Here is a 24,840-nt window from a genome sequence, read left to right as displayed (position 1 = left end):
ACCTCGACGGTGCCGCGCACCGGCCGGTCACCCAGGCCCTTGAGGCACTGGGGAAGGGGAAGCGCCGGAATCGCACCGGCTTCCCCCCGTACGGCATGTGATGACGACCCGGCTACTCTACTCGTCCGTAGGGAAGCGTCTGAGAGCCGCCTGTGGAGCCTCGGCGCGGGCTAGACAGCCACGTACGTCACCGGATCGCTCCCCGTCACCGCCTCCGCGCGGCCCAGCTTCACCAGCCGTCGCAGATGCGCCTCGGCCTCCGAGACCGCGATGTTCCGTGATCCGTAGGGGATCTGGTCCCAGGGCCGGTTCCACTCCATGCGCTCGGCGAGCTGCCAGGGGGTGAGGGGCTCGGCGAGGAGGGAGCGCAGGTCGGTGAGACGTTCCTCGTGGTGGGCGAGCAACTGCCCTACGCGGGCGCTCGCGTCGGTGAAGACGTGCTGGTGGGCGGGGAGGACCTCGGCGGGGGTGAGCCGCCCGACGCGTTCCAGGGAGTCGAGGTAGTCGCCGAGGGGGTCGGTGACGGTGGCGTCGTCGGGGTCCTCGTACAGGCCGATGTGCGGGGTGATCTCGGGGAGCAGATGGTCGCCGGAGAACAGCCGCCCGTGACCCGGCAGTCCGGACGGGTGCTCCTCCTCCAGGTGCAGGCAGACATGACCGGGCGTGTGTCCCGGAGTCCAGAGGGCGCGGAGCCTGCGGCCGGGCAGGTCGAGGAGTTCGCCGGGGACGATCTCACGGTCGGGCAGGGCGGGCGAGAACCCGGGCAGTTCGCGGCCCCGCGCGGTGCGCAGGGGGGCCACGTGGTCCTCGGGGGCGCCCGCGGCCACCAACTTGGCCGTCATATAGGTGAACCAGCGCTCGGCACGGGTCTCGCGGGTGCGCCGCACGATCGCCGAGTCCGCGGCGTGCATCGCGATCCAGGCCCCGGAGGCCTCCCGTACCTTGCCGGAGAGGCCGTGGTGGTCGGGGTGGTGGTGGGTGATGACCACGCCGTGGATCTCGCCCACGTCGGCCCCGCACGCGGTCAGCCCCTCGGTGAGGGTGTCCCAGGAGTCCGGGTCGTCCCAGCCGGTGTCGACCAGCACCGGCCCCCGGTCGGTCTCGACGACGTACACGAGGGTGTGGCCGAGCGGATTGTCGGGGATGGGCACCTGAACGGACCGGACGCCGCCACCATGGTCGTACACCTGCGCCATGAGCTCCCCAATCACCGCGATCCCGTCATCATAACTAGAACGAGTTTCGACGGTAGCCCGAGGTCACCAACAGCCGCGGTGCGCGGGCCGTGGACTCCTCGGAGTGGAACTGGTATCAGTTCCGTATCTGATGGTTCGTCAGCAAGCCGCCCCTGGGAGGCGTTCGCCATGACCGAGCTCGTGGAACACGGACAGCTGTTCATCGGCGGGGAGTTGACCGACCCCCTGGGCAAGGACGTCATCGAGGTGATCTCCCCGCACACCCAGGAGGTCATCGGACGGGTGCCGCACGCCTCGCGCGCGGACGTGGACGCGGCGGTCGCCGCCGCACGCACCGCCTTCGACGAGGGACCCTGGCCGCGGATGTCGCTCGACGAGCGCATCGAGGTCGTCACCAGGATCAAGGACGCCATCGCGGTCCGGCACGAGGAGATCGCCCGCGTGATCTCCTCCGAGAACGGCTCCCCGTACTCCTGGAGCGTCCTCGCACAGGCCCTCGGCGCGATGATGGTCTGGGACTCGGCGATCACGGTCGCACGCAACTTCACGTACGAGGAGACACGTGACGGAGTCCTCGGCCGCATCCTCGTGCGCCGCGAGCCGGTCGGGGTCGTGGCGGCCGTGGTGCCCTGGAACGTCCCGCAGTTCGTCGCCGCCGCCAAGCTCGCGCCCGCGCTGCTCACCGGCTGCACGGTGGTGCTCAAGCCGTCGCCCGAGTCGCCGCTGGACGCGTACATCCTGGCCGAGATCACCAAGGAGGCCGGGCTGCCGGACGGCGTCCTGTCCATCCTCCCGGCCGACCGTGAGGTGAGCGAGTACCTGGTCGGGCACCCGGGGATCGACAAGGTCTCCTTCACCGGCTCGGTGGGCGCGGGCAAGCGCGTGATGGAGGTCGCCGCCCGCAATCTCACGCGTGTGACCCTGGAGCTGGGCGGCAAGTCGGCGGCCGTCGTCCTCCCGGACGCGGACCTCGAGGCGGCCGTCGCCGGGATCGTCCCGTCCGCCTGGATGAACAACGGACAGGCCTGCGTGGCCCAGACCCGCATCCTGCTGCCCCGCTCCCGCTACGACGAGTTCGCCGAGGCCCTTGCCGCGGCGGCGAGTGCACTGGTCGTCGGCGACCCGCTCGACCCCGCCACCCAGGTCGGCCCCCTGGTCGCCGAACGCCAGCAGCGCCGCAACCTCGACTACATCCGCATCGGCCAGGAGGAGGGCGCCAAGATCCTCACCGGTGGCGGGCGCCCGGCGGGCCTGGACCGCGGCTGGTACGTCGAGCCGACACTCTTCGGCGACGTCGACAACTCGATGCGGATCGCGCGCGAGGAGATCTTCGGACCGGTGATCTGTCTGCTTCCCTACGGAGACGAGTCCGAGGCGGTGAAGATCGCCAACGACTCCGACTACGGCCTGTCCGGCAGCGTGTGGACGGCCGACGTCGAGCGCGGCATCGAGGTCGCGCGGCAGGTCCGTACCGGCACCTACAACGTGAACACCTTCAGCCTCGACATGCTCGGCCCCTTCGGCGGCTACAAGAGCTCCGGGCTGGGAAGGGAGTTCGGCCCGGAGGGCTACGGCGAGTACCTGGAGCACAAGATGATCCATCTGCCGGCCGGCTGGGAGGCGTGAGCGGCGATGGGAGACCGCTGGCGCGTCGAGGTCGACCGCTCCCTGTGCATCGGCTCCGCGCAGTGCGTACACACCGCCCCCGACGGCTTCCGCCTGGACACCGCCCGCCAGTCCCACCCCGCCGACCCGGAGGCCGACGCCAACGAGAAGATCCTGGCGGCGGCGGAGAACTGCCCGGTGGAGGCCATCATGATCACGCTGCTGGGGAGCGGGGAGCCGGTGTTCCCACCGGAGGAGTAGGGGCCGAGAAGAAGTAAGGGCCGAAAAAATCATGGAGCGAGGGGGTGCATTCCCGGACGAGCGTTCTATTCTGGACATAGGCCTACGAGGCGAGTGAGGGAGTCCGACCGAAGTAGCCGACTTGGGCGAGAGGCGCAGGCTTCCGCCGGGGCCGACGTCGACGGTAGGGCTGAGAGGCCGAAGAGCAGCGGGAAGGCTCGACGGCGACCCCCAGAACCTGATCCGGACCATGCCGGCGAAGGGAACCCGTCTCGTAGGTCCTCTCGCGCGATGGCGTACGCTCCTGCGGTCGTCGTGGGAGTGGGGTGGGCGTGCGGAAGTCCGAGGCCAAAGAGCTGATCAAGCAGGCACGTGACGCCTGGGACGCCGAGGAGTGGCTGCGCGCCGCCGAGCTGTACGAGCGGGTGCTCGCGCACTTCCCGGACCTGAAGGCCAGCGCCGCGTGGTGGTACGACGCCGCGCTCGCCCACAAGTTCCTGCGGAACTGGGCCAAGGCGTACGAGCTGGGCCGGGAGGCCGCGGCCCGCTCCCCGCGCGGCGAGGGCGACCCGGCGTACTGGAACCTCGGCATCGCGGCCACGATCCAGCGGGACTGGGCGACGGCACGGGACGCGTGGAGCGGCTTCGGCATCGAACTCCCCGACGGGGAAGGGCAGATCGACGCCCGCCTCGGGTACGCCTGCGTGCGCCTCGACACCGGCGGCGAGCGCGAGGTCGTCTGGATCGAGCGGCTGTGCCCGACCCGCGGCCGGGTCGTCAGCGTGCCCGTCACGGGCGGGCGGCGCTACGGCGAGATCGTCGTCCACGACGGCGAACCGAAGGGCGAGCGGGTCGTCGAGGGGGTGAGCTGCCCCGTCTTCGACGAACTCCTGCTCTTCGAGGAGTCCGAACTGCCCACCCTGGAGGTCACCGTGGCCGCGGGCGAGAAGGCCGACCTGGAGGCACTCCTGGAGCTGTTCACCGGCCACGGCTTCGGCGCCGAGCCGGCGAGCAGCGTCCGCATGCTGTGCGCCTGCTGCAGCGAGGGCACCCACGAACAGGAGCGCGCCGTCGGCGCCGGCGCCCAGCAGGTCTCCCTCGCGGCCCCCGAGGAGGAGGCCCGGCGGCTGCTGGAGCGGTGGGCGGGGGAGACGGCGATCGGCCGGAGCTGGAGCGGACTGGGGGCCGTCGGCTGACGCCGGGGCGCTAGGACCGCGGTTGCGTGAGGTCGATCAGTCGGCACACCGTCTCGATGTCGATCTTCACCTGGGCGATGGAGGCCCGGCCCGAGAGCCAGGTGATCAGGGCCGAGTGCCAGGTGTGCTCGATGACGCGGACCGCGGAGAGCTGCTCGGGCGTCGGGTCCTCAAGCCCCATGGCGTCCAGGATGATCAGCGTGGTCTGGTGGGTGACCTGGTCGACCTCCGGGCTCACACTGCGGTCCGCGAAGGTCAGTGCGCGGACCATCGCGTCCGCCAGGTGCGGCTCGCGCTGGAGCGCCCGGAAGGCCCGCATCAGGGTCTCCGCGACCCGCTCGGCCGCCGTCTCGCCCTGCGGGGGCTTCTTGCGGAGCGTGCCGTGCATGTGCTCCAGCTGGTCCTGCATGGTGGCGACCAGCAGATGGATCTTGGAGGGGAAGTACCGGTAGAGGGTGCCGAGCGCCACCTGTGAGGACTCCGCGACCTCCCGCATCTGCACCGCGTCGAACCCGCCGCGGCTCGCCAGCTGCGCGCTCGCGTGCAGGATGCGGCGGCGTCGCGCCTCCTGCCGCTCGGTCAGCGGCGGTGCGTCGGGTCGCGCGGTGCCGGCTTCCACTCTGGCGGGCTTGGCCACCTTGTCCACCTTGGGTTCCGTGACAGTCCGTGAGGATGTGTGATCACTCAGCATGCCAGGGTCCCGGTCGTGGCGTGAATCACCTGATCCACCGCTCACAGGACCCCTACCTGCCGGTAGATTCAGAGCCTCCTGAACGATCAAGTCTGAAACTTGTTCTAGATTACCTTCTCGTCGTAATCTCGCGGGACAGTGCAGGCAGAAGGGGGCCCAGAGTGACCGCTGAGGCCAGTCAGGCAGGGGCCCTTGACGGCCCGGCCGCCGACGGCGAGCGACCGCTCCGTATCGCGCTCCTCACCTACAAAGGGAACCCGTTCTGCGGCGGCCAGGGTGTCTACACACGCCACCTCTCCCGCGAACTGGCCCGCCTCGGCCACCGCGTCGAGGTCATCGGCTCCCAGCCGTACCCCGTTCTTGATCCGGGCTACGACGGTCTGAGCCTGACCGAGCTGCCCAGCCTGGACCTCTACCGCTCCCCGGACCCCTTCCGCACCCCGAAACGCGACGAGTACCGCGACTGGATCGACGCCCTGGAAGTCGCCACGATGTGGACCGGCGGCTTCCCCGAGCCGCTCACCTTCTCCCTGCGGGCCCGACGTCATCTCCGGGCCCGCAGCGGTGAGTTCGACGTGGTCCACGACAACCAGACCCTCGGCTACGGCCTGTTGGGCGATGTCGGCGCTCCGCTGGTGACCACCATCCACCACCCCATCACCGTGGACCGGCAGTTGGAGCTGGACGCGGCCGAGGGCCGGCTCCAGCGGCTGTCCAAGCGCCGCTGGTACGCCTTCACCCGTATGCAGAAGCGCGTGGCCCGCCGCCTGCCGTCCGTGCTCACCGTCTCCGGCACCTCCCGCCAGGAGATCGTCGACCACCTGGGCGTGCGCGGCGACCGTGTCCACGTCGTCCACATCGGCGCCGACACGGACCAGTTCTCGCCGGATCCGTCGGTGCGCGTGGTGCCGGGCCGGATCGTCACCACCTCCAGCGCGGACGTCCCCCTCAAGGGCCTCGTCTTCCTCGTCGAGGCGCTGGCGAAGGTCCGCACGGAACACCCCGGGGCGCACCTGGTCGTCGTGGGCAAACGTCCGGCCGAGGGCCCGGTCGCCCAGGCCATGGAACGCTACGGCCTCGAAGGCGCCGTCGACTTCGTCAAGGGCATCTCGGACGCCGAACTGGTCGACCTCGTCCGCTCGGCCGAGGTCGCCTGCGTGCCCTCGCTCTACGAGGGCTTCTCACTCCCGGCGGCAGAGGCGATGGCGACAGGCACCCCGCTGGTCGCCACGACGGGCGGCGCGATCCCCGAGGTCGCAGGGCGCGACGCGGAGACATGCCTGGCGGTACCGCCGGGGGACCCGGGCGCACTGGCGACCGCCCTGAGCCGTCTCCTGGGCGACCCGGACCTGAGGGTGCGACTCGGCCGGGCCGGACGTGAGCGGGTACTGGCGAAGTTCACCTGGGCGAAGGCCGCGGAGGGCACGGTGTCCCGGTACCGCGAGGCGATCGCCGGGTCCGCCGCCGAGGCCCCGCCCCGCTCCCCGGCCAAGCCCCCCGCCCGTTCCGCGGCCTCAGCAACGGGCGGCGCACCGCTGACCGCCCCACGAGTGACCGACGCCGATCTCAATCCCGAAAGCAGGGCCACGTGCTGACCGTCGACTTCTCCCGGTTCCCGCTCGCGCCGGGCGACCGCGTCCTGGACCTCGGCTGCGGGGCCGGCCGGCACGCGTTCGAGTGCTACCGGCGCGGCGCGCAGGTCGTGGCGCTGGACCAGAACGCCGAGGAGATCCGCGAGGTCGCGAAGTGGTTCACGGCGATGAAGGAGGCCGGTGAGGCACCGGAAGGGGCCACCGCCACCGCGATGGAGGGCGACGCCCTGGCCCTCCCCTTCCCCGACGAGTCCTTCGACGTTGTGATCATCTCCGAGGTGATGGAGCACATCCCGGACGACAAGGGCGTACTCGCCGAGATGGTCCGGGTGCTGAAGCCGGGCGGGCGGATCGCCATCACCGTCCCGCGCTACGGCCCCGAAAAGGTCTGCTGGGCACTGTCCGACGCCTACCACGAGGTCGAGGGTGGCCACATCCGCATCTACAAGGCGGACGAGCTGCTCGCGAAGATCCGCGAGGCCGGCCTCAAGCCGTACGGAACCCACCACGCGCACGCCCTGCACTCCCCGTACTGGTGGCTCAAGTGCGCGTTCGGCGTCGACAACGACAAGGCGCTGCCGGTGCAGGCGTACCACAAGCTGCTGGTCTGGGACATCATGAAGAAGCCGCTGGCCACCCGGGTCGCCGAGCAGGCACTGAACCCGCTGATCGGCAAGAGCTTCGTGGCGTACGCGACCAAGCCGCACCTTCCGCGGGTGGCCACCTCGTGACCACTCCCCGGACAGAACACCTCGTCCTGCCCGGGGTCCTCACCGCCGAGCAGGCCGCCGCGACCGTCGCCGGGATCCTGGCCGCGCAGCGGGAGGACGGGGCGATCCCGTGGTTCCGCGGGCACCACCTCGACCCGTGGGACCACACCGAGGCCGCGATGGCGCTGGACGCGGCGGGCGAGCACGAGGCGGCCGAGCGGGCCTACGCATGGCTCGCACGGCACCAGAACGAGGACGGTTCCTGGTACGCGGCCTACCAGGACGGGGACTTCGCACAGGTCACCGACCGGGGCCGCGAGACGAACTTCGTCGCCTACATAGCCGTGGGAGTGTGGCACCACTATCTGTCCACCGGCGACGACATGTTCCTCGACCGGATGTGGCCGACGGTGTACGCGGCGATGGAGTTCGTGCTGGAACTCCAGCAGCCGGGCGGGCAGATCGGGTGGAAGCTGGAGGACGACGGCACGGCCCTCACCGACGGCCTGCTCACCGGCTCCTCCTCGATCCACCACGCGCTGCGGTGCGCCCTCGCGATCGCCGAACAGCGCGAAGAGGCCCAGCCGGACTGGGAGTTGGCGGTCGGGGCGCTGCGGCACGCGATCCGCCGGCACCCCGAACGCTTCCTCGACAAGGACCGCTACTCGATGGACTGGTACTACCCGGTCCTGGGCGGGGCGTTGACCGGCGCGGAGGCCAAGTCCCGTATCGAGGAGGGCTGGGAGCGGTTCGTCGTGCCCGCTCTGGGGGTGCGCTGTGTCGTCCCCAACCCGTGGGTGACGGGCGGGGAGTCGGCCGAACTCGCGCTGGCTCTGTGGGCGACGGGCGAGTCCGACCGGGCGCTGGAGATCCTCCAGTCCATCCAGCATCTGCGGGACGCGGAGAGCGGGCTGTACTGGACCGGGTACGTGTTCGAGGACGGGGCGGTGTGGCCGCGGGAGCTGACCACGTGGACGGCGGGATCGCTGTTGCTGGCCGTCGCCGCGCTGGGTGGCCATGAGGCCACCTGCACGGTGTTCGGCGGGGAGCGCCTGCCGCTGGGGCTGGACCCGGACTGCTGCGCCTGAGAGCTCGGGGGGTTCTGCGCGACAGCGAGTGCGCGTTGTCAGTGGCTGGTCGCGCAGTTCCCCGCGCCCCTACGGGGCACGTCTCAGTGGCGGTGGGCCCGGTTGGCGATGGCGTGGCCCACGAACAGGTAGACCACCGCTGCCAGGCCGTAGCCCGCGACGACCCGGGCCCAGGCCTCGTCGAACGTGAAGAGGTCGTAGGACCAGCCGGCGAGCCAGCGAGCGGCGTCGTGGATGAACTGCACGAAGTCGTTCGCACGGTTGGCGTCCAGCAGGTACATCAGGATCCACAGGCCCAGGATGAGGGCCATGATGTCGGCGACGACCGCTATGACCGTCCCGGCTGAGTTGGCACCACGGCGCGTATGAGTGGACATGGTGTTCGAATGGCCCCGAATTCCCTGACGAAACCTGGCGTCACGCGTTGAGCTCCGCCAGCACCCGCAGCGACTCTCGGTCCGGGGCCAGGGCCAGCAGGTCCGTCACCGGGCCCTTGCGCCACGACTCCAGCCGCTCGGCGATGCGTTCGCGCGGTCCGACCAGGGAGATCTCGTCGGCGAAGGCGTCCGGCACGGCGAGCACGGCCTCCTCGCGGCGGCCTTCGAGGAACAGCCGCTGGATCCTGCGAGCCTGTTCCTCGTACCCCATCCGGGCCATCAGATCGGCGTGGAAGTTGCGGGCCGCGTGGCCCATTCCGCCGATGTAGAAGCCCAGCATCGTCTTGACCGGCAGCAGCCCTTCGGCCACGTCGTCGCAGACCCGCACCTGGGCCATGGGGGCGACGAGGAAGCCCTCCGGGGCGCCGGCGAGCGAGGTCTCGTAGACCTCGGGCCGGTTCGGCGACCAGTACAACGGCAGCCAGCCGTCCGCGATCCGGGTCGTCTGGGCGACGTTCTTCGGCCCCTCGGCGCCCAGGAGGATGGGCAGATCGGCGCGCAGGGGATGCGTGATCGGCTTGAGCGCCTTGCCGAGTCCGGTGCCGTCCGGGCCCCGGTAGGGGTGGGAGTGGAAACGGCCGTCCAGCTCGACCGGCGCCTGCCTCCTGAGGACCTGCCGTACGACGTCGACGTACTCCCGGGTCGCGGTCAGCGGCGACGTGGGGAACGGACGGCCGTACCAGCCCTCGACGACCTGCGGCCCGGACAGCCCGAGCCCCAGCATGACCCGCCCGCCGGAGAGATGGTCCAGGGTGAGGGCGTGCATGGCGGTCGTGGTGGGAGAGCGGGCGGCCATCTGGGCAACGGCCGTACCCAGCCTGATCGTCGACGTCCGCGCCGCGATCCAGGTGAGCGGTGTGAACACGTCCGACCCCCACGACTCGGCCGTCCACACCGAGTGATAGCCGAGCCGCTCGGCCTCCTGGGCCAGCGGCACATGGCGGGGGTCGGGGCCGCGGCCCCAGTAGCCGAGCGCAAGACCGAGTCGCACGACGCCTCCTGACGGTATGTCAGATATTCGGGAGCGCTCGCGAATGTACGGCAACGGCCCCCCGCCCGGAAGGGGCGAGGGGCCGTCCTACGACCTCGAAGGGCTCAGCCGCGCTGGATGCCGCTCGTGTCCTGCAGCACGCCACGACGGCCGTCCTGCGTCTGGGCGACCAGACCCGGACCGCGCTGCTCGACGGCCAGGTACCAGGTGCCCGGCGCGAGTTCGGCGATCGGCGTCGGCGAACCGTCCTCCGCGAACAGCGGGCGCGGCACCGGCACGGCGAACCAGAACGGCGAGAACTCCGCGGCCGGCGGCTGCGGGGCCTGCGCCTGCGGCTGAGGCTGCGCGCCGAACGGCTGCCCCGGCTGCGGCTGACCGCCGTAGGGCTGACCCTGCGGCCCGGGCTGCCCCGGCTGCTGGGCTCCCGGGTAGCCGTAACCACCGGGCGGCTGGGCGCCGTAGGGCTGCGGCTGGGGCGGCTTGGGGGCCGGGACGAGGCCGGCCTGGAGCGCGGGGACGAGGGGTGTGGCGACGGCGGCCGCGGCCATGACCAGGGTGGCGACGAGAGCGAGGATCAGGCCGATACCGGCGCTGACCGTGTCCGAACTGGAGCCGTAGTCCGCGGCGCTCAGTGGATCGAACACGTTCCCGAGCGCGCTCCAGGCGGCGAACACCGTGAACGCGGCGCCGACTTGACCGAGGTCGAGCCCCGCCACCTTGGGGAGCTGCGGCAGGCCGCGCGACAGAACGACGAGGGCGGCGCCGATGATGCCCGCGAGGACAACCCCCATCACGACCGGGCCGCTCGCCCAGGCGCTGGGGAGGTCGGCGTCGTCGGGGGCTCCGTCGACCGAGTAGAGATCAAGGAACGACGCGATGAACAGCAACACCGCTGCACCGATCACCACGCCGTCGCCTCGAGTGAGGGAGCGGATATTCACTTCAAGTCCTTCGTAGGTCGTTGTCGGTAGACCCTATCGTCCGCCCGGCGGAGCGTACGAGGGGATCAGCGCGCAGATCGTCGGCCGTGCAGGAAACTCACGATTCCTTCAGAGATTCCCTGCGCCGCCTTCTGCCGCCAGGCCCCGCTCGTGAGCAGGGCCGCGTCCTTGCTGTCGCGCATGTTGCCGCATTCGATGAACACCTTGGGAACCCTCGAGAGGTTGAGGCCGCCCAGGTCTGTGCGGGTGTCCAGTCCGGTGCCGTCCCCGATGTAGTTGGAGCGGCCGGTGCCCGTCGCGCGTCCGAAGTCGTCCGCGATGCGCTCGCCGAGTCGGGCGGAGGGTGCGACGATCCGGCGGGTGTCGGCGATGCCCTGGTGGACGCGGCCCGGAAGGATCACGTGGTAGCCGCGCTGCCCGGCCCCCGCGCCGTCCGCGTGGATCGACACCACCGCGTCGGCCTTCGCGCTGTTGCCGATCCTGGCCCGCTCGTCCACACAGGGGCCGTAGGGCCGGTCGCCGTCCTGGGTCAGTTTCACCGTCACGCCCTGCTTCTCCAACAGCGTGCGCAGCCTGTCGGCGACGTCGAGGGTGAACTTCGCCTCCGCGTAACCCGAGTTGGTGGACGTCCCCGTCGTGTCACATTCCTTGCGGTTCGTCCCGATGTCCACCTTGCGATTGATCTCGGCCGTGTGCCGGAAGTTGGTGAGGTTGTGTCCGGGGTCGATGACGACGACCTTGCCCCGGAGCAAGCCGAGCGGCTTCTTGTCCTCGGCGGTGGTGGAGGAGACGGTCGGCGGAGCGCTCGCGCGCGGACTCGCCGCGGCCGTCGTCCCGCCGCCGTCGGCCGCCCCGCTCACCCCCGCGTACACCAGCCACCCGAGCAGCGCGCCCGGCACGAGCACGGCGAGGGCGAGGGCCAGCGGGCGGCGCCGGGGGCGGCGGGGCTGGGGGGCATCGAATTCAGGGCCTGCGTACGACACGTCTGCGACTCTAACCGCGCTCTCAGATCCCCGCCCGCACCCGCCGCAGCACCCGCAGCGAGTCGGTCGCCGAGACCTCGGTGAAGGCGCCGGAGGCGAGGGCCCGGAGGTAGACCCGGTAGGGCGCCTGCCCGGTGAACTCGTCCTCCGGCTCGGGGAACACGTCGTGGATGACGAGCAGCCCGCCCTCGGCCACGTGGGGGGCCCAGCCCTCGTAGTCGGCGTTGGCGTGCTCGTCGGTGTGACCGCCGTCGATGAAGACCAGGCCGAGGGGGGAGTTCCAGACCGCCGCGATCTGCGGCGACCGCCCGACGAGGGCGACCACGTGCTCCTCCAGCCCGGCCCGGTGGAGGGTCCTGCGGAAGGTGGGCAGCGTGTCCATCAGGCCGAGCTCGGCATCCACCGTCTCCGGATCGTGGTACTCCCACCCCGGCTGCTGCTCCTCACTGCCGCGATGATGATCGACGGTCAGCGCGGTGACCCCGGCCTCCCGGGCCGCGTCGGCCAGCAGAATCGCGGACCGGCCACAGTACGTACCGACCTCCAGGAGCGGCAGCCCGAGCCGCCCGGCGTCCAGAGCGGCTTCATGAAGGGCCAGCCCCTCACCCAGGGGCATGAACCCCTTGGCGGCCTCGAAGGCGGCGAGGATCTCGGGCTTGGGTGCGGCCGCGGACATGGGGTTCCTCTCGGTCGTACGTGTGGGCAGGCGTCGTACGACCGCCATGCCGCCGTACGCCCCTCCGGACGCCCCATGCTGCCGCACCCTCCGCGCGACGGGGGACAGGGGGTGCGGAACGTACGGGGAGGGGGCGCGGGATGCACGCGGGAGCCACCGACCGTCGAGCTGCCGGAGCCGGCCAGGGTGGGGCCGGGGCGTCGGGACGGGCGGGTTCGGTCGGAGTGGGCACCGTCGGTTCTACGGCCTTCCGGGCTCCCCCGACGCGACACATCCCCGCCCCGGGGTGGGGCGGGGATGTGGGTCGGCTTCGTGTCGGTCAGGTGGTGACCGTCTCGCCCGGCAGGGCCAGGTCGAGGTCGATCGCGCGGTCGTCGCCCGCGTGGGTGGCCGAGGAGGCCAGGGGACCGTGGCCGGTGGCGCGGGCGGCGAGGACGTAGGCGCCCTGGGCGGGGACGGTGAGGGCGTACGTGCCGTCGTCACCGGACAGCGTCGCCCCCGCCTGCCGCCCCCGCCGATCGATCAACGTGACCTTGGCCCGGGGGACCGGAGCACCGGAAGCGTCGAGGACACGGCCCCGGAACCCCCGCAGAACCGCCTCGGCACGCTCCAGGTTCGCCTCCTCCTCGCTGCTCGCACGCAGCTGCGGCGCCCGGTTCGGCTTCGGCAGGAACAGGGCCATCAGCAGCCCGACCGCCACCGCGCCGGTCGCGATCAGGAAGGACACCCGGAACCCGTGCATGGTCGGTATCGCGACGCCCCCGACGTTGTCCGCCGTGTTCGCCAGCACCATGCCGATCACGGCGCTCGACACGGACGTACCGATGGACCGCATCAGCGTGTTGAGCCCGTTCGCCGCCCCCGTCTCCGAGGCCGGGACCGCGCCCACGATCAGCGCGGGCAGGGAGGAGTAGGCGAGCCCGATGCCCGCGCCGAGGACCACCGCGATGACCAGGCTCTGCCAGGCCGCGCTCATGAGGCCCAGCCCGGCGCCGTAGCCGATCGCGATGATCAGCATGCCGAGGATGAGGGTGAACTTGGGGCCGTACTTCGCCGACAGCCGGGCGTAGACGGGCGCCGTGAACATCATCGTCAGGCCCAGCGGAGCGACCAGCAGGCCCGCCACGACCATCGACTGGCCGAGGCCGTAGCCGGTCGCCTTCGGGAGCTGGAGCAGCTGGGGAAGGACGAGCGAGACGACGTAGAACGAGACGCCCACCATGATCGACGCCAGGTTGGTGAAGAGGACCGCCGGGCGGGCCGTGGTGCGCAGGTCGACCAGGGGGGCCTTCACCCGCAGTTCCATGACGCCCCACAGGACGAGCACGACCGCGGCGGCGGCGAAGAGGCCGAGCGTGGTGCCCGAGGTCCAGCCCCAGTCGCTGCCCTTGGTGATGGGGAGGAGGAAGAGGACGAGACCGGTGGAGAGGCCGATCGCGCCCAGGACGTCGAAGGTGCCTTCGGCGCGTGCCGGGGACTCCGGTACGACGAGGAGGGTGAGGACGATCGAGAGGGCGCCGAGCCCGGCCGCGCCGTAGAAGAGGGCGTGCCAGTCGGCGTGCTGGGCGATCAGTGCCGCGAGGGGCAGCGCCAGTCCGCCGCCGACGCCGATCGAGGAGCTCATCAGGGCCATGGCCGAGCCGAGCTTCTCGCGGGGCAGCATGTCCCGCATCAGGCCGATGCCGAGGGGGATCGCGCCCATTGCGAAGCCCTGGAGGGTGCGGCCGGCGATCATCGTGAGCAGGTCGCTGGTGAGGGCGCTGACCAGGGCGCCCACGACCATCACGGCGAGGCTGAGGATGAGCAGGCGGCGCTTGCCGTACAGGTCGCCGAGGCGGCCCATGATCGGGGTGGCGACGGCGCCCGAGAGCAGGGTGGACGTCAGGACCCAGGTGGCGTTGCTGGGCGCGGTGTCCAGCAGTTGCGGCAGGTCTTTGATGACGGGGACGAGCAGGGTCTGCATCACCGCGACCACGATGCCCGCGAAGGCGAGCACCGGGACGACAGCGCCGGACGCTCTCCGGGTGGGCTGGTCGGTCGGCGTGTGCGTCATGTGAGGGAGGCCTCCGGGCCTGGAAGATCGGCTTACGTGTGGCTTGAACTACGTATGCATGGGCAACTATTCCGATGCTTCGGCGTACTAACGATTTCTTTATATTCTCTTGGGGAAGCGGAGCCGGGTTGAGAGCATGACGCCCATGCTCGACGCCGCTGAAGTCGCCCGCAGACCCCGCGGTCCCCGGTCCGCGCCGCCCGCCTGGCTGGTGGTGGCGCTGGCGTGCGCGGGACAGTTCCTGGTCGTGCTCGACGTGTCTGTCGTCAACGTGGCGCTGCCGTCCATGCGCGCCGACCTGGGCATGAGTGAGTCCGGACTCCAGTGGGTCGTGAACGCCTACGCCATCGCCTTCGCCGGATTCATGCTCCTCGGCGGCCGAGCCGGTGACCTCTACGGCCGCAAGCGGATGTTCCTGGTCGGCCTCGGCCTGTTCACGGCGGCTTCGCTGGCCGGCGGGCTGGCCCAGGGGGACGCCCAGCTGCTGATCGCGCGGGCCGTGCAGGGGCTGGGCGCGGCGGTACTGGCGCCCGCGACGCTGACCATTGTCACGTCGGCCGTCCCGGAGGGGGCCGCGCGGGCCCGGGCCATCGCCACCTGGACGGCCGTGGGCGCGGGGGGCGGCGCCGCGGGCGGATTCGTCGGCGGACTTCTGGTGGACACCCTGTCCTGGCGCTGGGTGCTGCTGATCAACGTGCCCGTCGGTTCGCTGGTCCTGCTGGGCTCGCTGCTGTGGCTGACCGAGAGCCGCAGCGGGGACGGGCGGCGCCTCGACCTGCCGGGAGCGGTGCTGGTCACCGGGGGACTGGCGGTATTGGCGTACGGCATCTCGCAGACCGAGGCCGAGGGGTGGACGGCGGCCGCCACCCTGCTCCCGCTGGCCGCCGGCCTCGCGCTGGTAGGGGGCTTCCTCCTCGTCGAGTCCCGTACGGCCGCCCCGCTGATGCCCCTCGGACTGCTGAGGGTGCGGGCGGTGGCGTCGGCGAACGCGCCGCGGTGGGCCAAGAAGGTGGTCCTCGACCACGACGCCGTCGCGGTCGAGGACTTCCGCCCGAAGTTCCTGGCCAGGACCACCATGGCCCGCAAGGCCGCTGACGCCACCATCGGCGCCACCAAGGCCGCCCTGATCGAGATGGGCCGCAAACACGGGCGGGACATCCGCCTGGTCCACCCCGCGCACACCACGATGGACTGCGCGCACTGCGATGCGAGAGCCAAGCACGCAATGCCGCTGGGTGAGCGCACCTACACCTGCACCGCGTGCGGAAACGTGTCCCCACGGGACAAGAACTCCGCACGCGTGATGCTCGTCCGGGCTGGTCTCGACCCGGCTGGTGCTGATGGCGCAAGACCTCCTGGGGCGCTGCTCCAGGAGGCGGCCTGAGCCAGGAATCCCCTCCCTTCAGGGAGGGGAGGATTCAAAGCCAACCCTGCTGCCGGGCCGCCCGTACCGCCTCCATTCGGTTGCGGGTGCCCGTCTTGCCGATGGCGGAGGAGAGGTAGTTGCGGACGGTGGACTCGGAGAGGTGGAGCCTGCCGGCGATGTCGGCGACCGTTGCGCCGTCCGTGGACGCCTTGAGGACATCGCACTCGCGGGCGGTGAGGGGGTTGGGGCCGGCGCTCAGGGCGGCCGCGGCGAGGGCGGGGTCGATCACGGTCTCGCCGGTCAGAACCCGGCGGATCGAGACCGCCAGCTCCTCCACGGGACCGTCCTTGACGAGGAAACCGGCGGCACCCGCCTCCATGGCCCGGCGGAGGTAGCCGGGTCGTCCGAAGGTGGTGAGGATCAGCACCCGGCAGTCCGGCGCCTGCTCGCGCAGTTCGGCGGCGGCGTCCAGACCGCTCATCCCCGGCAGCTCGATGTCGAGCAGCGCCACATCGGGGCGGTGGACGAGCGCCGCGTCCACGATCGCGTCCCCGGCCGCGACCTGGGCCACGACCTCGATGTCCGCCTCCATCCCGAGCAGCAGCGCGAGCGCCCCACGCATCATGCCCTGGTCCTCGGCGAGCAACACGCGGATGGACCTGGCGGGCCGGTGCTCCCGGGGCATCTCGTTCACGACCCAAGAGTAGGGCGCCCCGGCGGGAGCGGTGGTGGTGCGACTTCGTTGCGCCGACGCGCCTGGTCCTTGAGAAGAGAACAGTGGACGGACCGGTACGGCGTCACCTGGTCACATCGCCGATCCGGGCCCCGCGCATCGCCCCCGCCGGCTCCCCGGGCCGCTCCGGCGCCTCCGACTCGACCGGCAGCTCGGCCCGCACCACGAATCCGCCCCGTGGCCCGGGCTCGCCTCCAACCACCCACCACGGCGTCACCTGGCCACATCGCCGATCCGGGCCCCGCGCATCGCCCCCGCCGGCTCCCCGGGCCGCTCCGGCGCCTCCGACTCGACCGGCAGCTCGGCCCGCACCACGAATCCGCCCCGTGGCCCGGGCTCGCCTCCAACCACCCACCACGGCGTCACCTGGCCACATCGCCGATCCGGGCCCCGCGCATCGCCCCCGCCGGCTCCCCGGGCCGCTCCGGCGCCTCCGACTCGACCGGCAGCTCGGCCCGCACCACGAATCCGCCCCGTGGCCCCGGGCCCGCCTCCAACCACCCGCCAGCCGCGGCCAGCCGCTCGGCGAGCCCCTTGAGACCGGTGCCGCCGACGGCCGGGACGGGCACCGTTCCGGCGTTCTCAGGGGCGCGCTCACTCACGGTCGGCGCCGTGCCCGCCGCCGTTCCCCGGCCGTCGTCCGAGACCCGCAGCCGTACCCGTTCCGCCGAGCCCTGCACGGAGATCTCGCAGCGCTCCGCCCCGCTGTGCCGTACCGCGTTGGTGACCGCCTCGCGGACCACCCAGCCCAGCAGGGCCTCGGTCTGGGCGGCGAGCGGGTGGCCGGAGCGGTGGACGACCGGCTCGATGCCCGCGGCGCGCAGGGCCGAGGCGGCCAGGTCGAGGTCCGTGCTGAGGCTGCCCTCGCGGTAGCCGGTCACCGCCTCGCGGATCTCGGTGAGTGCCTGGCGGCCGACCGACTCGATGTCGGAGACCTGGACGAGTGCCGCGTCCAGATCACGGGAGGCGAGGCGCCGGGCCGCCTCCGACTTCACCACGATCACCGACAGCGTGTGCCCGAGCAGGTCGTGCAGATCGCGGGAGAACCGCAGCCGCTCCTCCTCGACCGCGCGCCGGGCCAGTTCCTCGCGGGCCTCCCGCAACTGCCGTACCGCCTCCGAGAGGGACATGATCGCGGCCGTCACCATCGTGGAGATCCACGTGGCGTACGCGGTGTCGAGCCCGCCCCAGCCGTCGCGGAAGACGGAGGCCGCGCCGGCGACGACGGTCACCACCGCACCCACCCACCGCAGGTGCGGCAGCCGCACGACCGCGCCCGTCGCCAGCCCGAACAGGGGGAAGAACAGCAGCCAGTTGCCGCCGTACGCCAGGGCCAGACCGCAGGTGACCAGTCCCATCAGCACCAGTGCCACCCGGGTGGAGACCGCGTCCCGGGTCTCCTTGTGGAAGGCGCGGAAGGCGACGTAGATGTAGAGCGAGTTGAAGGTGAGCAGCCCCAGGCCGCCGATCCAGGGGTCGGGAGTCTCGCCCTGGAAGAGGTTGGAGAAGGCGCCCATCCCCATCAGCAGCCAGGGCAGCAGACCGAACCCGCTGCCCAGGCCCGCGTTCGCGGGGACCTCCCCTGCCTTCTGCGCGGCCTTGTACTCGGCGTTGAGGCGCTTCTTGTTCGCCTCGTAGTACCGCTGGTGCTTCCGGGCCTCGCGGACCTTCTCGCGGATCTCGTCCACGCGGCACGAGAGCCTGTCCCCTGTTGTCATACCGACGACGCTACGTCTCGCGGAATCCGCCCGGCAGATGTGCGTGTACGGACTTGGGCAGTACAAATGTCACGGTGCCGGAACCCGGGCGAGCCCTACCTGACGACCCACCTGACACTCCGTCAGGAGTCTTCACAACTGCGGTGGGCTCGGCTATACAGAGGGCGCCGGACTGGAACGCGTTCTAGGTCGGCCCGCGACGACCTCGGTGCGGCCGACGGTGCGGACGGCCGTACCGAGGTCTTGACTCCGCCACGGTCGGATCCGCCACTGTCAGGAGCCGTATGCCCATCGACCCAGCCAAGGCCCTCGCCGCCGAGCCCCGGACCGGCGAGATCTCGTGGAACTCCAAGGACGTCCAGCTCTACCACCTCGGCATCGGGGCGGGCTCGCATCCTGACAAACCCAGCCCCGCCACCGATCCCGACGAACTGCGCTACACCCTCGAATCCCGGCTGCACGTCCTGCCGAGCTTCGCCACGGTGGCGGGCTCGGGCTCACCGGGAGTGATCAGCGGTCTGTCCATGCCCGGCATCGACGTCGATCTCGCCAAGGTCCTGCACGGCGGCCAGGCACTGACCATCCACCGTCCCCTCCCCGTCCAGGGCACCGCGACCGCCACGAACCGCATCGCCGCCGTGTACGACAAGGGCAAGGCGGCCGTCCTGGTCATGCGGACCGACGTCGCGGACACCGAGGGCCCGTTGTGGACCAACGACGCCCAGATCTTCGTACGCGGAGAGGGCGGCTGGGGTGGCGACCGAGGGCCCTCCGCTCGCCTGGACCCCCCGGCCGGCGAGCCCGACCGGACCGTGCGGCGGCCCATCCGCGAGGACCAGGCCCTGCTCTACCGCCTCTCCGGCGACTGGAACCCGCTGCACGCCGACCCGGAGTTCGCCAAGGTCGCCGGGTTCGAACGGCCCATCCTGCACGGGCTGTGCACCTACGGCATGACGCTGAAGGCGGTCGTCGACACGCTGCTCGGCGGGGACGTGACCCGGGTGCGGTCGTATGTCACCCGGTTCGCCGGGGTCGTGTACCCGGGGGAGACCCTGCGGATCCGTATGTGGCACACGCCGCGGTCCACCCGGGTCGCCGTCGGCGCGGTCATGGGGGTCCCCCCGCGCGAGCGAAGCCGAGCGTGGGGGAGGGACGACGCGCCCGTCCTCGCCGACACCATCGTCGAACACTCCTGAACCCAGAACGCCGTACGAGGGGAGCCGCACCATGCGCGCAGCCGTACTGCACGAGATCGGCCAGGAAAAGCTCGAAGTCCTCGATGACGTCGAGGCGGTGGGCTTCGGGCCCGGCAGGGTACGGATCCGGGTCCGGGCCACCGGACTGTGCCACTCGGACCTGTCCGCCATGGCCGGGGTCCTCCCGCAGCCCGCGCCCTTCGTTCCCGGGCACGAAGGCGCGGGCGAGATCCTCGAAGTCGGGGAAGGAGTCAGCCACCTGAAGGCCGGCGACCGGGTCGTCGTCTGCTGGCTGCCCGCCTGCGGGGCCTGCCCCGCCTGCAAGCGCGGCCAGACCGAACTGTGCCTGGCCGGGTTCATGAACGCCGGCACCCCCAACTTCAGGCGCCCCGGCGGCGATGTGTTCGGCTTCGCGGGCACCGGCACCTTCACCGAGGAGGTCGTCGTCGACGCGGGCTGCGCGGTGCCGATACCCGACGACGTGCCCTTCGACATCGCGGCACTGATCGGCTGCGGGGTCACCACCGGACTCGGCGCCGCGCTCAACACCGCGGACGTGGAAGCCGGTTCGTCGGTCGCCGTCATCGGCTGCGGCGGCGTCGGCATCTCCGCCATCCAGGGGGCCCGTCTCAAGGGCGCCGCCGAGATCGTCGCCGTCGACCCGGTCGCCTCGCGCCGCGAGGCCGCCCTCGAGTTCGGCGCCACCCGGGCCGTCTCCCCGGACGAACTGGCCGACGCCAAACAGCAGGTGACCGCGGGCGAGGGCTTCGACTACGTCTTCGAGGTCGTCGGCAAGTCGGCGACCGCCAGGACGGCGTACGAGACCACCCGGCGCGGCGGCACCCTCGTCGTCGTCGGCGCGGGAGCCATGGACGACTTCCTCCAGCTCAACATGTTCGAGCTGTTCTTCGACGAGAAGCGCATCCTGCCGTCCATGTACGGCGGTGGGGACGTCCTGCGCTCCTACGAGCGGACCATCGCCCTGTGGCGGGCCGGCCGCGTCGATCTGGACCGTCTGATCACCCACCGCGTGCCGCTGAGCGAGATCAACGAGGCGCTCGACCAGATGCGCACGGGGGCCTCGCTCCGTACGTGCATCGAGATCTGAGGGCCGCGATGACCGAGCCACTGCCACTCGAAGGGCTCGCGGCGATCGTCACCGGCGCCGGCCGGGGGCTGGGCCGGGCCGAGGCACTGGAACTGGCCCGGCTCGGCGCGGCCGTCATCGTCAACGACTACGGACAGCCGGGCCGGGACGGTTCCGGCGAGGCCTCCGCGGGCCCCGCCGAGCAGGTCGCCGACGAGATCCGGGCCGCAGGCGGACAGGCCGTCGCCCACACCGGGGACGTGGCCGACCACCAACAGGCCGGCGTGCTCGTCGAGTTGGCGATCAGCGAGTTCGGCAAGCTCGACATCCTCGTCAACAACGCGGGCATCCTGCGCGACCGCATGGTCTTCTCCATGACCGAGGGCGAGTGGGACGCGGTGATCCGGGTCCACCTCAAGGGCCACTTCAACACGACCCGGTTCGCGGCCGCCCACTGGCGGGAGCGGTCCAAGGCGGCGGGAGGGCCGGTGTACGGCCGTATCGTGAACACCTCCTCGGAGGCGTTCCTCGCCGGGTCCGCGGGGCAGCCCAACTACGCCGCCGCCAAAGGCGGAATCGTCGGGCTCACCACCTCGACGGCCCTCGCGCTCGCCAAGTACGGCGTGACCGCCAACGCCATCTGCCCGCGCGCCCGCACCCGGATGACCGAGGACGTCTTCGCCGGCCTCGAACAGCCCGAGTCGGGACTCGACCCCCTCGCCCCCGAGCATGTCGCCCCGCTCGTCGGCTACTTGGCCTCACCGGCCGCCGAGCGCGTCAACGGCCAGCTGATGGTCGTACACGGCGGGATGGTCGCGGTCGTCGAACGGCCGCGGGTGCAGGCCAAGTTCGACAGCAAGCAGGACACCTTCACCTACGACGAACTGGACGCCCTGCTCACCCCGCACTACGCGCGGCGGCCGGCGGGGGAGACGTTCGCGGCGGCCGAAGTGCTGGGACTCAAAAGGGAGTAGACGCGCAACGGCCCGCTCCTCGGACAAGGAGCGGGCCGTGTGTCGTCGTCTGCCCTCAGGCCGCGGCCTCGGTCTGCTCGACCGACTTGCGGTGACGGCCACGCGGGGCCGTCTCGCTGTCCTGGACCGAGACCGGGCCCCGGTGCTTACCGTGGCCCGTGGACTCCTGGACGTCCGCAGTCGACTGGTTCGTGCTGGCGTCGCTCATGGAAGAAATTCACCCCGTCAACATGATCTTTCTTTACAGCGGGGCGAGTTTAACCAGAGCACTACGGGCCGAATCCAGGCGGCCGGGCCAACCGGCACTACTTCGTTACAAGATTGCCCAACGGGGCTTGCTGCAAGGGCACAGGACGTGCCGCGCCAGTCTCCGGAGGGCCCGGTTCGGGCGACCGCGCGGCCGTACCGCCGCCGCCCTCCGGATCCTCCGGGCCCGCGTGCCCCGCCCCCGTTCCCCCCGTTCCCCCCGGGCCCTCCGCCTCCCCGGTGAGGGCCTCCCTCCGCGGTGCCGCCGCCCACCGCGCCACCCCGCACGGCGCGTCCGCCGTCGTGTACGGCAGGAGCAGTTCACCGGCCTCGGTCCACAGTCCGGAACCCACCAACCACCCCTCGGGCCCCGGGAGATGCTGGACCTGCCGTGCGGAGGGCCGCCACACCCCCACCCAGCCGCCCGTCGGGCCGTCGATCCGCAGCGCCACACCGCAGCTCTCCGGCGTCAGCACCTGCCCGGGCTGGATCGCGAACGGCGTCACCGCGCAGTCCGGCACCCGCAAGCACTCCGGGAACCGCACCGGCAACGTGCTGCCCAGCACCCCCCAGCCCAGCCGCGCCCGCCCGGGAGAGGGCGCGTCCGAGGAGATCAGCAGCAGCCCGCTGTCCGGGTCGGCCAGCAGCAGCCGGTCATCACTGCCGTCGGCGATCTGCAGCAGCGGCGACACCTCCCCGGCGCGCCCCAGGTCGACCACGACCGCCTTGGTCCGCCCGCCGGCCTCCCGGTCCAGGGCCAGCATCCGCCCGGTCCGGTCCAGCCACACCCCGCCCGAGCAGCGCCCCGGGATCTCCGCGAGGTGCTCAGGGCCGAAGGCACCGCCCGCCACCAGCCACACGGCACTGGAGCGCGGGCCCACGGCGAGGGCGTACGCCTTCTCACCGCCGGGTGCCGGCGGCAGCAGCCGTAGGACCGCCCCCTCCTCCGGGCACTCGACCGCGCCCAGCGGCAGCTCGCCGGTGCTCGGGCCGGTCGGGTAGAGCAGCGAGAAGTTGTGCCGCCCGTCCGCGAACCGCCTGATCAGCACCCGTCCGTCGCCCATCGGCTGCACCTCGGTGCCGGGCTCCTCGGGCTGGTTGCCCGGCAGCGGCACCGCGTAGGGCTCCGGCCCGTCCAGCGTCCAGCGCTCCGGGAACCAGCAGCCGCCGTCCTGGGCGAGACGGGCCGCGTAGGAGCCGTCGACGGTGATCACGCACTCGGTCCGCGGCGTCTTCCCGTTCTCGGCGATCGCGCACTCCGTCCGCGGGGTCTCCCCGTTCTCGTTCTCGTTCGCCGCCGCGGATTCGATGGCACAGGCCGTCATCGTCCGGTCACCTCCAGTCACGAAACTAGTTTTCGCACCCACAGGCATGGGACGGGCGGGCACCCCCTTCACACAAAGGGGTGGCACAGGAACGATTCGCCTGAGGAAACCGAGGCGACTGTGCTCGCCGGGGCACGGGTTCCCGTCGACCGACGGCACAGGTTCAGCAGGACAGACCAGGCAGGTAGCCTTTCCCCGTGCCCCGTCTGTCTGAAGTCATCGCCGCGCTGGAGAACCTGTGGCCCGCCGAGCGGGCCGAGTCCTGGGACGCGGTCGGCACCGTCGTGGGCGACCCCGACCAGGAGGTCACGCGGGTCCTCTTCGCTGTCGACCCGGTCCAGGAGATCGTCGACGAGGCGGTGAAGCTGGGCGCGGACCTGCTGGTCACCCACCATCCGCTGTACCTCCGGGGCACGACGACCGTGGCGGCCTCGCACTTCAAGGGCCGGGTCGTCCACACCCTCATCAAGAACGACATCGCGCTGCACGTCGCCCACACCAACGCGGACACCGCCGACCCGGGCGTCTCGGACGCGCTCGCGGGCGCGCTCGACCTCAGGGTCGTACGGCCGCTGGTGCCGGACCCGACGGACACGTCGGGGCGCCGGGGGCTGGGGCGGGTGTGCGAGGTCGACCCCCCGATGACCGTCCGCGAGATCGCCGCGCGGGCCGCCGAGCGCCTGCCCGCCACCGCGCAGGGCATCCGCGTGGCCGGCGATCCCGAGGCCACGGTCCGCACGATCGCCGTCAGCGGCGGCTCCGGCGACAGCCTCTTCGACCAGGTCCGCGCGTCCGGCGTCGACGCCTTCCTCACCGCGGACCTGCGCCACCACCCGGTGTCAGAGTTCATCGCGGCTCGCGCCCACAGTCCTCTCGCGCTGCTCGACGCGGCGCACTGGGCCACCGAGTGGCCCTGGTGCGAGCTGGCCGCCGCCCAGCTCGACGAGATCTCCGACCGCCACGGCTGGGACCTGCGCGTGCACGTCTCCAGGACGGTCACCGACCCCTGGACCAGCCACTCCCCTTCACCTGGAGCCCCCAACTGAACGCCGCGCCCGCCGACCAGATCCGACTCCTCGACGTCCAGGACCTCGACGTCCGCCTCCAGCAGCTCGCCCACAAGCGCAGGTCGCTGCCCGAGCACGCCGAGATCGAGTCGCTCACCAAGGACGCCACCCAGCTGCGCGACCTCCTGGTGGCCGCCCAGACCGAGGAGAGCGACACCGCCCGCGAGCAGACCAAGGCCGAGCAGGACGTGGACCAGGTGCGCCAGCGCGCCGCCCGCGACCAGCAGCGCCTGGACTCCGGAGCCGTGACCTCGCCCAAGGACCTGGAGAACCTCCAGCGCGAGATCGTCTCCCTCGCCAAGCGCCAGGGCGACCTCGAGGACATCGTCCTGGAGGTCATGGAGCGGCTGGAGTCCGCGCAGGAGCGGGTGGCCGAGCTGACCGAGCGGGTCGCCTCCGTCCAGTCGAAGATCGAGGACGCGACCGCCCGCCGGGACGCGGCCCTCGAGTCGCTGGACGGCGAGATCGCCTCGGTGACCAAGGAGCGCGAGGTCATCTCCGGCACCGTCCCCGCCGATCTGCTCAAGCTCTACGACAAGCTCCGCGCGCAGCAGGGCGGCATCGGCGCGGCCAAGCTGTACCAGCGCACCTGCCAGGGCTGCCGCCAGGAGCTGGCCATCACCGACATCAACGAGATCCGCGCGGCGGCGCCCGACACCGTGGTGCGCTGCGAGAACTGCCGCCGGATCCTGGTGCGCACGTCCGAGTCCGGCCTGTAGGGGGCGTTGG

Annotated in this window: 24 protein-coding genes; 12 read left to right on the top strand and 12 right to left on the bottom strand. The window is 71.6% G+C overall.

The genetic code is table 11. From position 1 onward, the window contains the following. Positions 1–170: 170 nt before the first annotated feature. Complete coding sequence (locus QF027_RS15045) at positions 171–1,196, bottom strand: MBL fold metallo-hydrolase (RefSeq protein ID WP_307075042.1); 1,026 nt, start codon at positions 1,194–1,196, stop codon at positions 171–173. A gap of 168 nt (positions 1,197–1,364) precedes the next feature. Here QF027_RS15045 and QF027_RS15040 point away from each other — a divergent pair, with 168 nt between their 5' ends. The 3 genes from QF027_RS15040 to QF027_RS15030 all read left to right on the top strand — a co-directional run bounded on the left by QF027_RS15040 (position 1,365) and on the right by QF027_RS15030 (position 4,237). Next, positions 1,365–2,822, top strand: coding sequence for an aldehyde dehydrogenase (locus QF027_RS15040; RefSeq protein WP_307075040.1), 1,458 nt, complete (start codon positions 1,365–1,367; stop codon positions 2,820–2,822). A gap of 6 nt (positions 2,823–2,828) precedes the next feature. Further along, entirely contained in the window at positions 2,829–3,062 is a 234-nt protein-coding gene (locus QF027_RS15035) for a ferredoxin (RefSeq protein WP_307075038.1), read from the top strand. 311 nt (positions 3,063–3,373) lie between these two features. After that, a complete protein-coding gene (locus QF027_RS15030) occupies positions 3,374–4,237 on the top strand; it encodes a tetratricopeptide repeat protein (protein ID WP_307075037.1) in 864 nt (287 codons plus the stop codon). A gap of 10 nt (positions 4,238–4,247) precedes the next feature. Here the strand turns inward: QF027_RS15030 and QF027_RS15025 are convergent, their stop codons facing one another. After that, positions 4,248–4,928 carry a TetR family transcriptional regulator gene (locus QF027_RS15025; RefSeq protein ID WP_373431004.1) on the bottom strand — a complete coding sequence of 227 codons (681 nt, stop codon included), beginning with the start codon at positions 4,926–4,928 and terminating at the stop codon, positions 4,248–4,250. 161 nt (positions 4,929–5,089) lie between these two features. Here QF027_RS15025 and QF027_RS15020 point away from each other — a divergent pair, with 161 nt between their 5' ends. From QF027_RS15020 to QF027_RS15010, 3 genes are read left to right on the top strand one after another with little or no spacing between them, the layout of a single operon-like run. After that, a complete protein-coding gene (locus QF027_RS15020) occupies positions 5,090–6,523 on the top strand; it encodes a glycosyltransferase family 4 protein (protein WP_307075035.1) in 1,434 nt (477 codons plus the stop codon). Further along, entirely contained in the window at positions 6,517–7,251 is a 735-nt protein-coding gene (locus QF027_RS15015; RefSeq protein ID WP_280857262.1) for a class I SAM-dependent methyltransferase, read from the top strand. Before QF027_RS15020 ends, QF027_RS15015 begins: the two co-directional genes overlap by 7 nt. Next, the gene (locus QF027_RS15010) at positions 7,248–8,318 is read left to right on the top strand and encodes a prenyltransferase/squalene oxidase repeat-containing protein (protein WP_306982091.1); all 1,071 of its coding nucleotides are present in this window, start codon (positions 7,248–7,250) and stop codon (positions 8,316–8,318) included. Before QF027_RS15015 ends, QF027_RS15010 begins: the two co-directional genes overlap by 4 nt. Before the next feature lie 83 nt (positions 8,319–8,401). Here QF027_RS15010 and QF027_RS15005 read toward each other — a convergent pair whose 3' ends face one another. The 6 genes from QF027_RS15005 to QF027_RS14980 form a co-directional block, all read right to left on the bottom strand. After that, entirely contained in the window at positions 8,402–8,695 is a 294-nt protein-coding gene (locus QF027_RS15005; RefSeq protein WP_028807437.1) for a hypothetical protein, read from the bottom strand. Positions 8,696–8,735: 40 nt separating this feature from the next. After that, on the bottom strand, positions 8,736–9,746 hold the full coding sequence (locus tag QF027_RS15000; protein WP_306982094.1) for an LLM class F420-dependent oxidoreductase: 1,011 nt from the start codon (positions 9,744–9,746) through the stop codon (positions 8,736–8,738). A gap of 104 nt (positions 9,747–9,850) precedes the next feature. Beyond that, complete coding sequence (locus tag QF027_RS14995) at positions 9,851–10,687, bottom strand: DUF5336 domain-containing protein (protein ID WP_307075032.1); 837 nt, start codon at positions 10,685–10,687, stop codon at positions 9,851–9,853. Between the two features lie 65 nt (positions 10,688–10,752). Continuing rightward, on the bottom strand, positions 10,753–11,670 hold the full coding sequence (locus QF027_RS14990; protein ID WP_307075030.1) for an N-acetylmuramoyl-L-alanine amidase: 918 nt from the start codon (positions 11,668–11,670) through the stop codon (positions 10,753–10,755). Positions 11,671–11,692: 22 nt separating this feature from the next. After that, complete coding sequence (locus QF027_RS14985; RefSeq protein WP_306982100.1) at positions 11,693–12,346, bottom strand: class I SAM-dependent methyltransferase; 654 nt, start codon at positions 12,344–12,346, stop codon at positions 11,693–11,695. A 319-nt stretch (positions 12,347–12,665) separates the two neighbouring features. After that, entirely contained in the window at positions 12,666–14,399 is a 1,734-nt protein-coding gene (locus QF027_RS14980) for an MFS transporter (protein ID WP_306982102.1), read from the bottom strand. A 136-nt stretch (positions 14,400–14,535) separates the two neighbouring features. Here QF027_RS14980 and QF027_RS14975 point away from each other — a divergent pair, with 136 nt between their 5' ends. After that, a complete protein-coding gene (locus QF027_RS14975) occupies positions 14,536–15,783 on the top strand; it encodes an MFS transporter (protein ID WP_307075028.1) in 1,248 nt (415 codons plus the stop codon). A 34-nt stretch (positions 15,784–15,817) separates the two neighbouring features. Here QF027_RS14975 and QF027_RS14970 read toward each other — a convergent pair whose 3' ends face one another. After that, positions 15,818–16,450 carry a response regulator transcription factor gene (locus QF027_RS14970; RefSeq protein WP_306986708.1) on the bottom strand — a complete coding sequence of 211 codons (633 nt, stop codon included), beginning with the start codon at positions 16,448–16,450 and terminating at the stop codon, positions 15,818–15,820. Positions 16,451–16,860: 410 nt separating this feature from the next. Further along, positions 16,861–18,216 (bottom strand): sensor histidine kinase, encoded by a 1,356-nt coding sequence (locus tag QF027_RS14965; RefSeq protein WP_307075025.1) that lies wholly within the window; start codon positions 18,214–18,216, stop codon positions 16,861–16,863. Between the two features lie 284 nt (positions 18,217–18,500). On the opposite strand from QF027_RS14965, the gene QF027_RS14960 reads away from it, so the two are divergent. The 3 genes from QF027_RS14960 to QF027_RS14950 are packed head-to-tail and all read left to right on the top strand — an operon-like array spanning position 18,501 to position 21,473. Next, positions 18,501–19,412: a MaoC/PaaZ C-terminal domain-containing protein gene (locus QF027_RS14960; protein WP_307075023.1), complete on the top strand. Its 912-nt coding sequence runs from the start codon at positions 18,501–18,503 to the stop codon at positions 19,410–19,412. A gap of 31 nt (positions 19,413–19,443) precedes the next feature. Next, positions 19,444–20,520, top strand: coding sequence for a Zn-dependent alcohol dehydrogenase (locus QF027_RS14955; protein WP_069759340.1), 1,077 nt, complete (start codon positions 19,444–19,446; stop codon positions 20,518–20,520). Between the two features lie 8 nt (positions 20,521–20,528). Continuing rightward, complete coding sequence (locus QF027_RS14950; protein ID WP_306982109.1) at positions 20,529–21,473, top strand: 3-oxoacyl-ACP reductase; 945 nt, start codon at positions 20,529–20,531, stop codon at positions 21,471–21,473. Positions 21,474–21,528: 55 nt separating this feature from the next. On the opposite strand, the gene QF027_RS14945 is transcribed toward QF027_RS14950, so the two are convergent. Together QF027_RS14945 and QF027_RS14940 are read right to left on the bottom strand one after the other, a co-directional pair. Further along, positions 21,529–21,681, bottom strand: coding sequence for a hypothetical protein (locus QF027_RS14945; RefSeq protein WP_086724430.1), 153 nt, complete (start codon positions 21,679–21,681; stop codon positions 21,529–21,531). Positions 21,682–21,778: 97 nt separating this feature from the next. Continuing rightward, entirely contained in the window at positions 21,779–23,044 is a 1,266-nt protein-coding gene (locus QF027_RS14940) for a hypothetical protein (protein WP_307075020.1), read from the bottom strand. 197 nt (positions 23,045–23,241) lie between these two features. On the opposite strand from QF027_RS14940, the gene QF027_RS14935 reads away from it, so the two are divergent. Together QF027_RS14935 and QF027_RS14930 are read left to right on the top strand one after the other, a co-directional pair. Beyond that, positions 23,242–24,090: a Nif3-like dinuclear metal center hexameric protein gene (locus QF027_RS14935; protein ID WP_306982113.1), complete on the top strand. Its 849-nt coding sequence runs from the start codon at positions 23,242–23,244 to the stop codon at positions 24,088–24,090. Further along, positions 24,087–24,830 carry a zinc ribbon domain-containing protein gene (locus QF027_RS14930; protein ID WP_306986709.1) on the top strand — a complete coding sequence of 248 codons (744 nt, stop codon included), beginning with the start codon at positions 24,087–24,089 and terminating at the stop codon, positions 24,828–24,830. Before QF027_RS14935 ends, QF027_RS14930 begins: the two co-directional genes overlap by 4 nt. Positions 24,831–24,840 lie beyond the last annotated feature (10 nt).

Source organism: Streptomyces canus, assembly GCF_030816965.1.
GTDB classification, from domain to species: Bacteria; Actinomycetota; Actinomycetes; order Streptomycetales; family Streptomycetaceae; genus Streptomyces; species Streptomyces canus_E.
Note: the sequence above shows the minus strand (reverse complement) of the source record. Positions and strands in the feature narration are given on the sequence as shown.

Coding starts and splice junctions, on each gene's coding strand:
- QF027_RS15005 (WP_028807437.1), bottom strand. CDS start 8,695: ATGTCCACTCATACGCGCCGTGGTGCCAACTCAGCCGGGACGGTCATA.
- QF027_RS14940 (WP_307075020.1), bottom strand. CDS start 23,044: ATGACGGCCTGTGCCATCGAATCCGCGGCGGCGAACGAGAACGAGAAC.
- QF027_RS14945 (WP_086724430.1), bottom strand. CDS start 21,681: ATGAGCGACGCCAGCACGAACCAGTCGACTGCGGACGTCCAGGAGTCC.
- QF027_RS14980 (WP_306982102.1), bottom strand. CDS start 14,399: ATGACGCACACGCCGACCGACCAGCCCACCCGGAGAGCGTCCGGCGCT.
- QF027_RS14955 (WP_069759340.1), top strand. CDS start 19,444: ATGCGCGCAGCCGTACTGCACGAGATCGGCCAGGAAAAGCTCGAAGTC.
- QF027_RS14970 (WP_306986708.1), bottom strand. CDS start 16,450: ATGCCCCGGGAGCACCGGCCCGCCAGGTCCATCCGCGTGTTGCTCGCC.
- QF027_RS14985 (WP_306982100.1), bottom strand. CDS start 12,346: ATGTCCGCGGCCGCACCCAAGCCCGAGATCCTCGCCGCCTTCGAGGCC.
- QF027_RS15035 (WP_307075038.1), top strand. CDS start 2,829: ATGGGAGACCGCTGGCGCGTCGAGGTCGACCGCTCCCTGTGCATCGGC.
- QF027_RS15040 (WP_307075040.1), top strand. CDS start 1,365: ATGACCGAGCTCGTGGAACACGGACAGCTGTTCATCGGCGGGGAGTTG.
- QF027_RS14950 (WP_306982109.1), top strand. CDS start 20,529: ATGACCGAGCCACTGCCACTCGAAGGGCTCGCGGCGATCGTCACCGGC.
- QF027_RS14975 (WP_307075028.1), top strand. CDS start 14,536: ATGACGCCCATGCTCGACGCCGCTGAAGTCGCCCGCAGACCCCGCGGT.
- QF027_RS14965 (WP_307075025.1), bottom strand. CDS start 18,216: ATGACAACAGGGGACAGGCTCTCGTGCCGCGTGGACGAGATCCGCGAG.
- QF027_RS15045 (WP_307075042.1), bottom strand. CDS start 1,196: ATGGCGCAGGTGTACGACCATGGTGGCGGCGTCCGGTCCGTTCAGGTG.
- QF027_RS14960 (WP_307075023.1), top strand. CDS start 18,501: ATGCCCATCGACCCAGCCAAGGCCCTCGCCGCCGAGCCCCGGACCGGC.
- QF027_RS15025 (WP_373431004.1), bottom strand. CDS start 4,928: ATGCTGAGTGATCACACATCCTCACGGACTGTCACGGAACCCAAGGTG.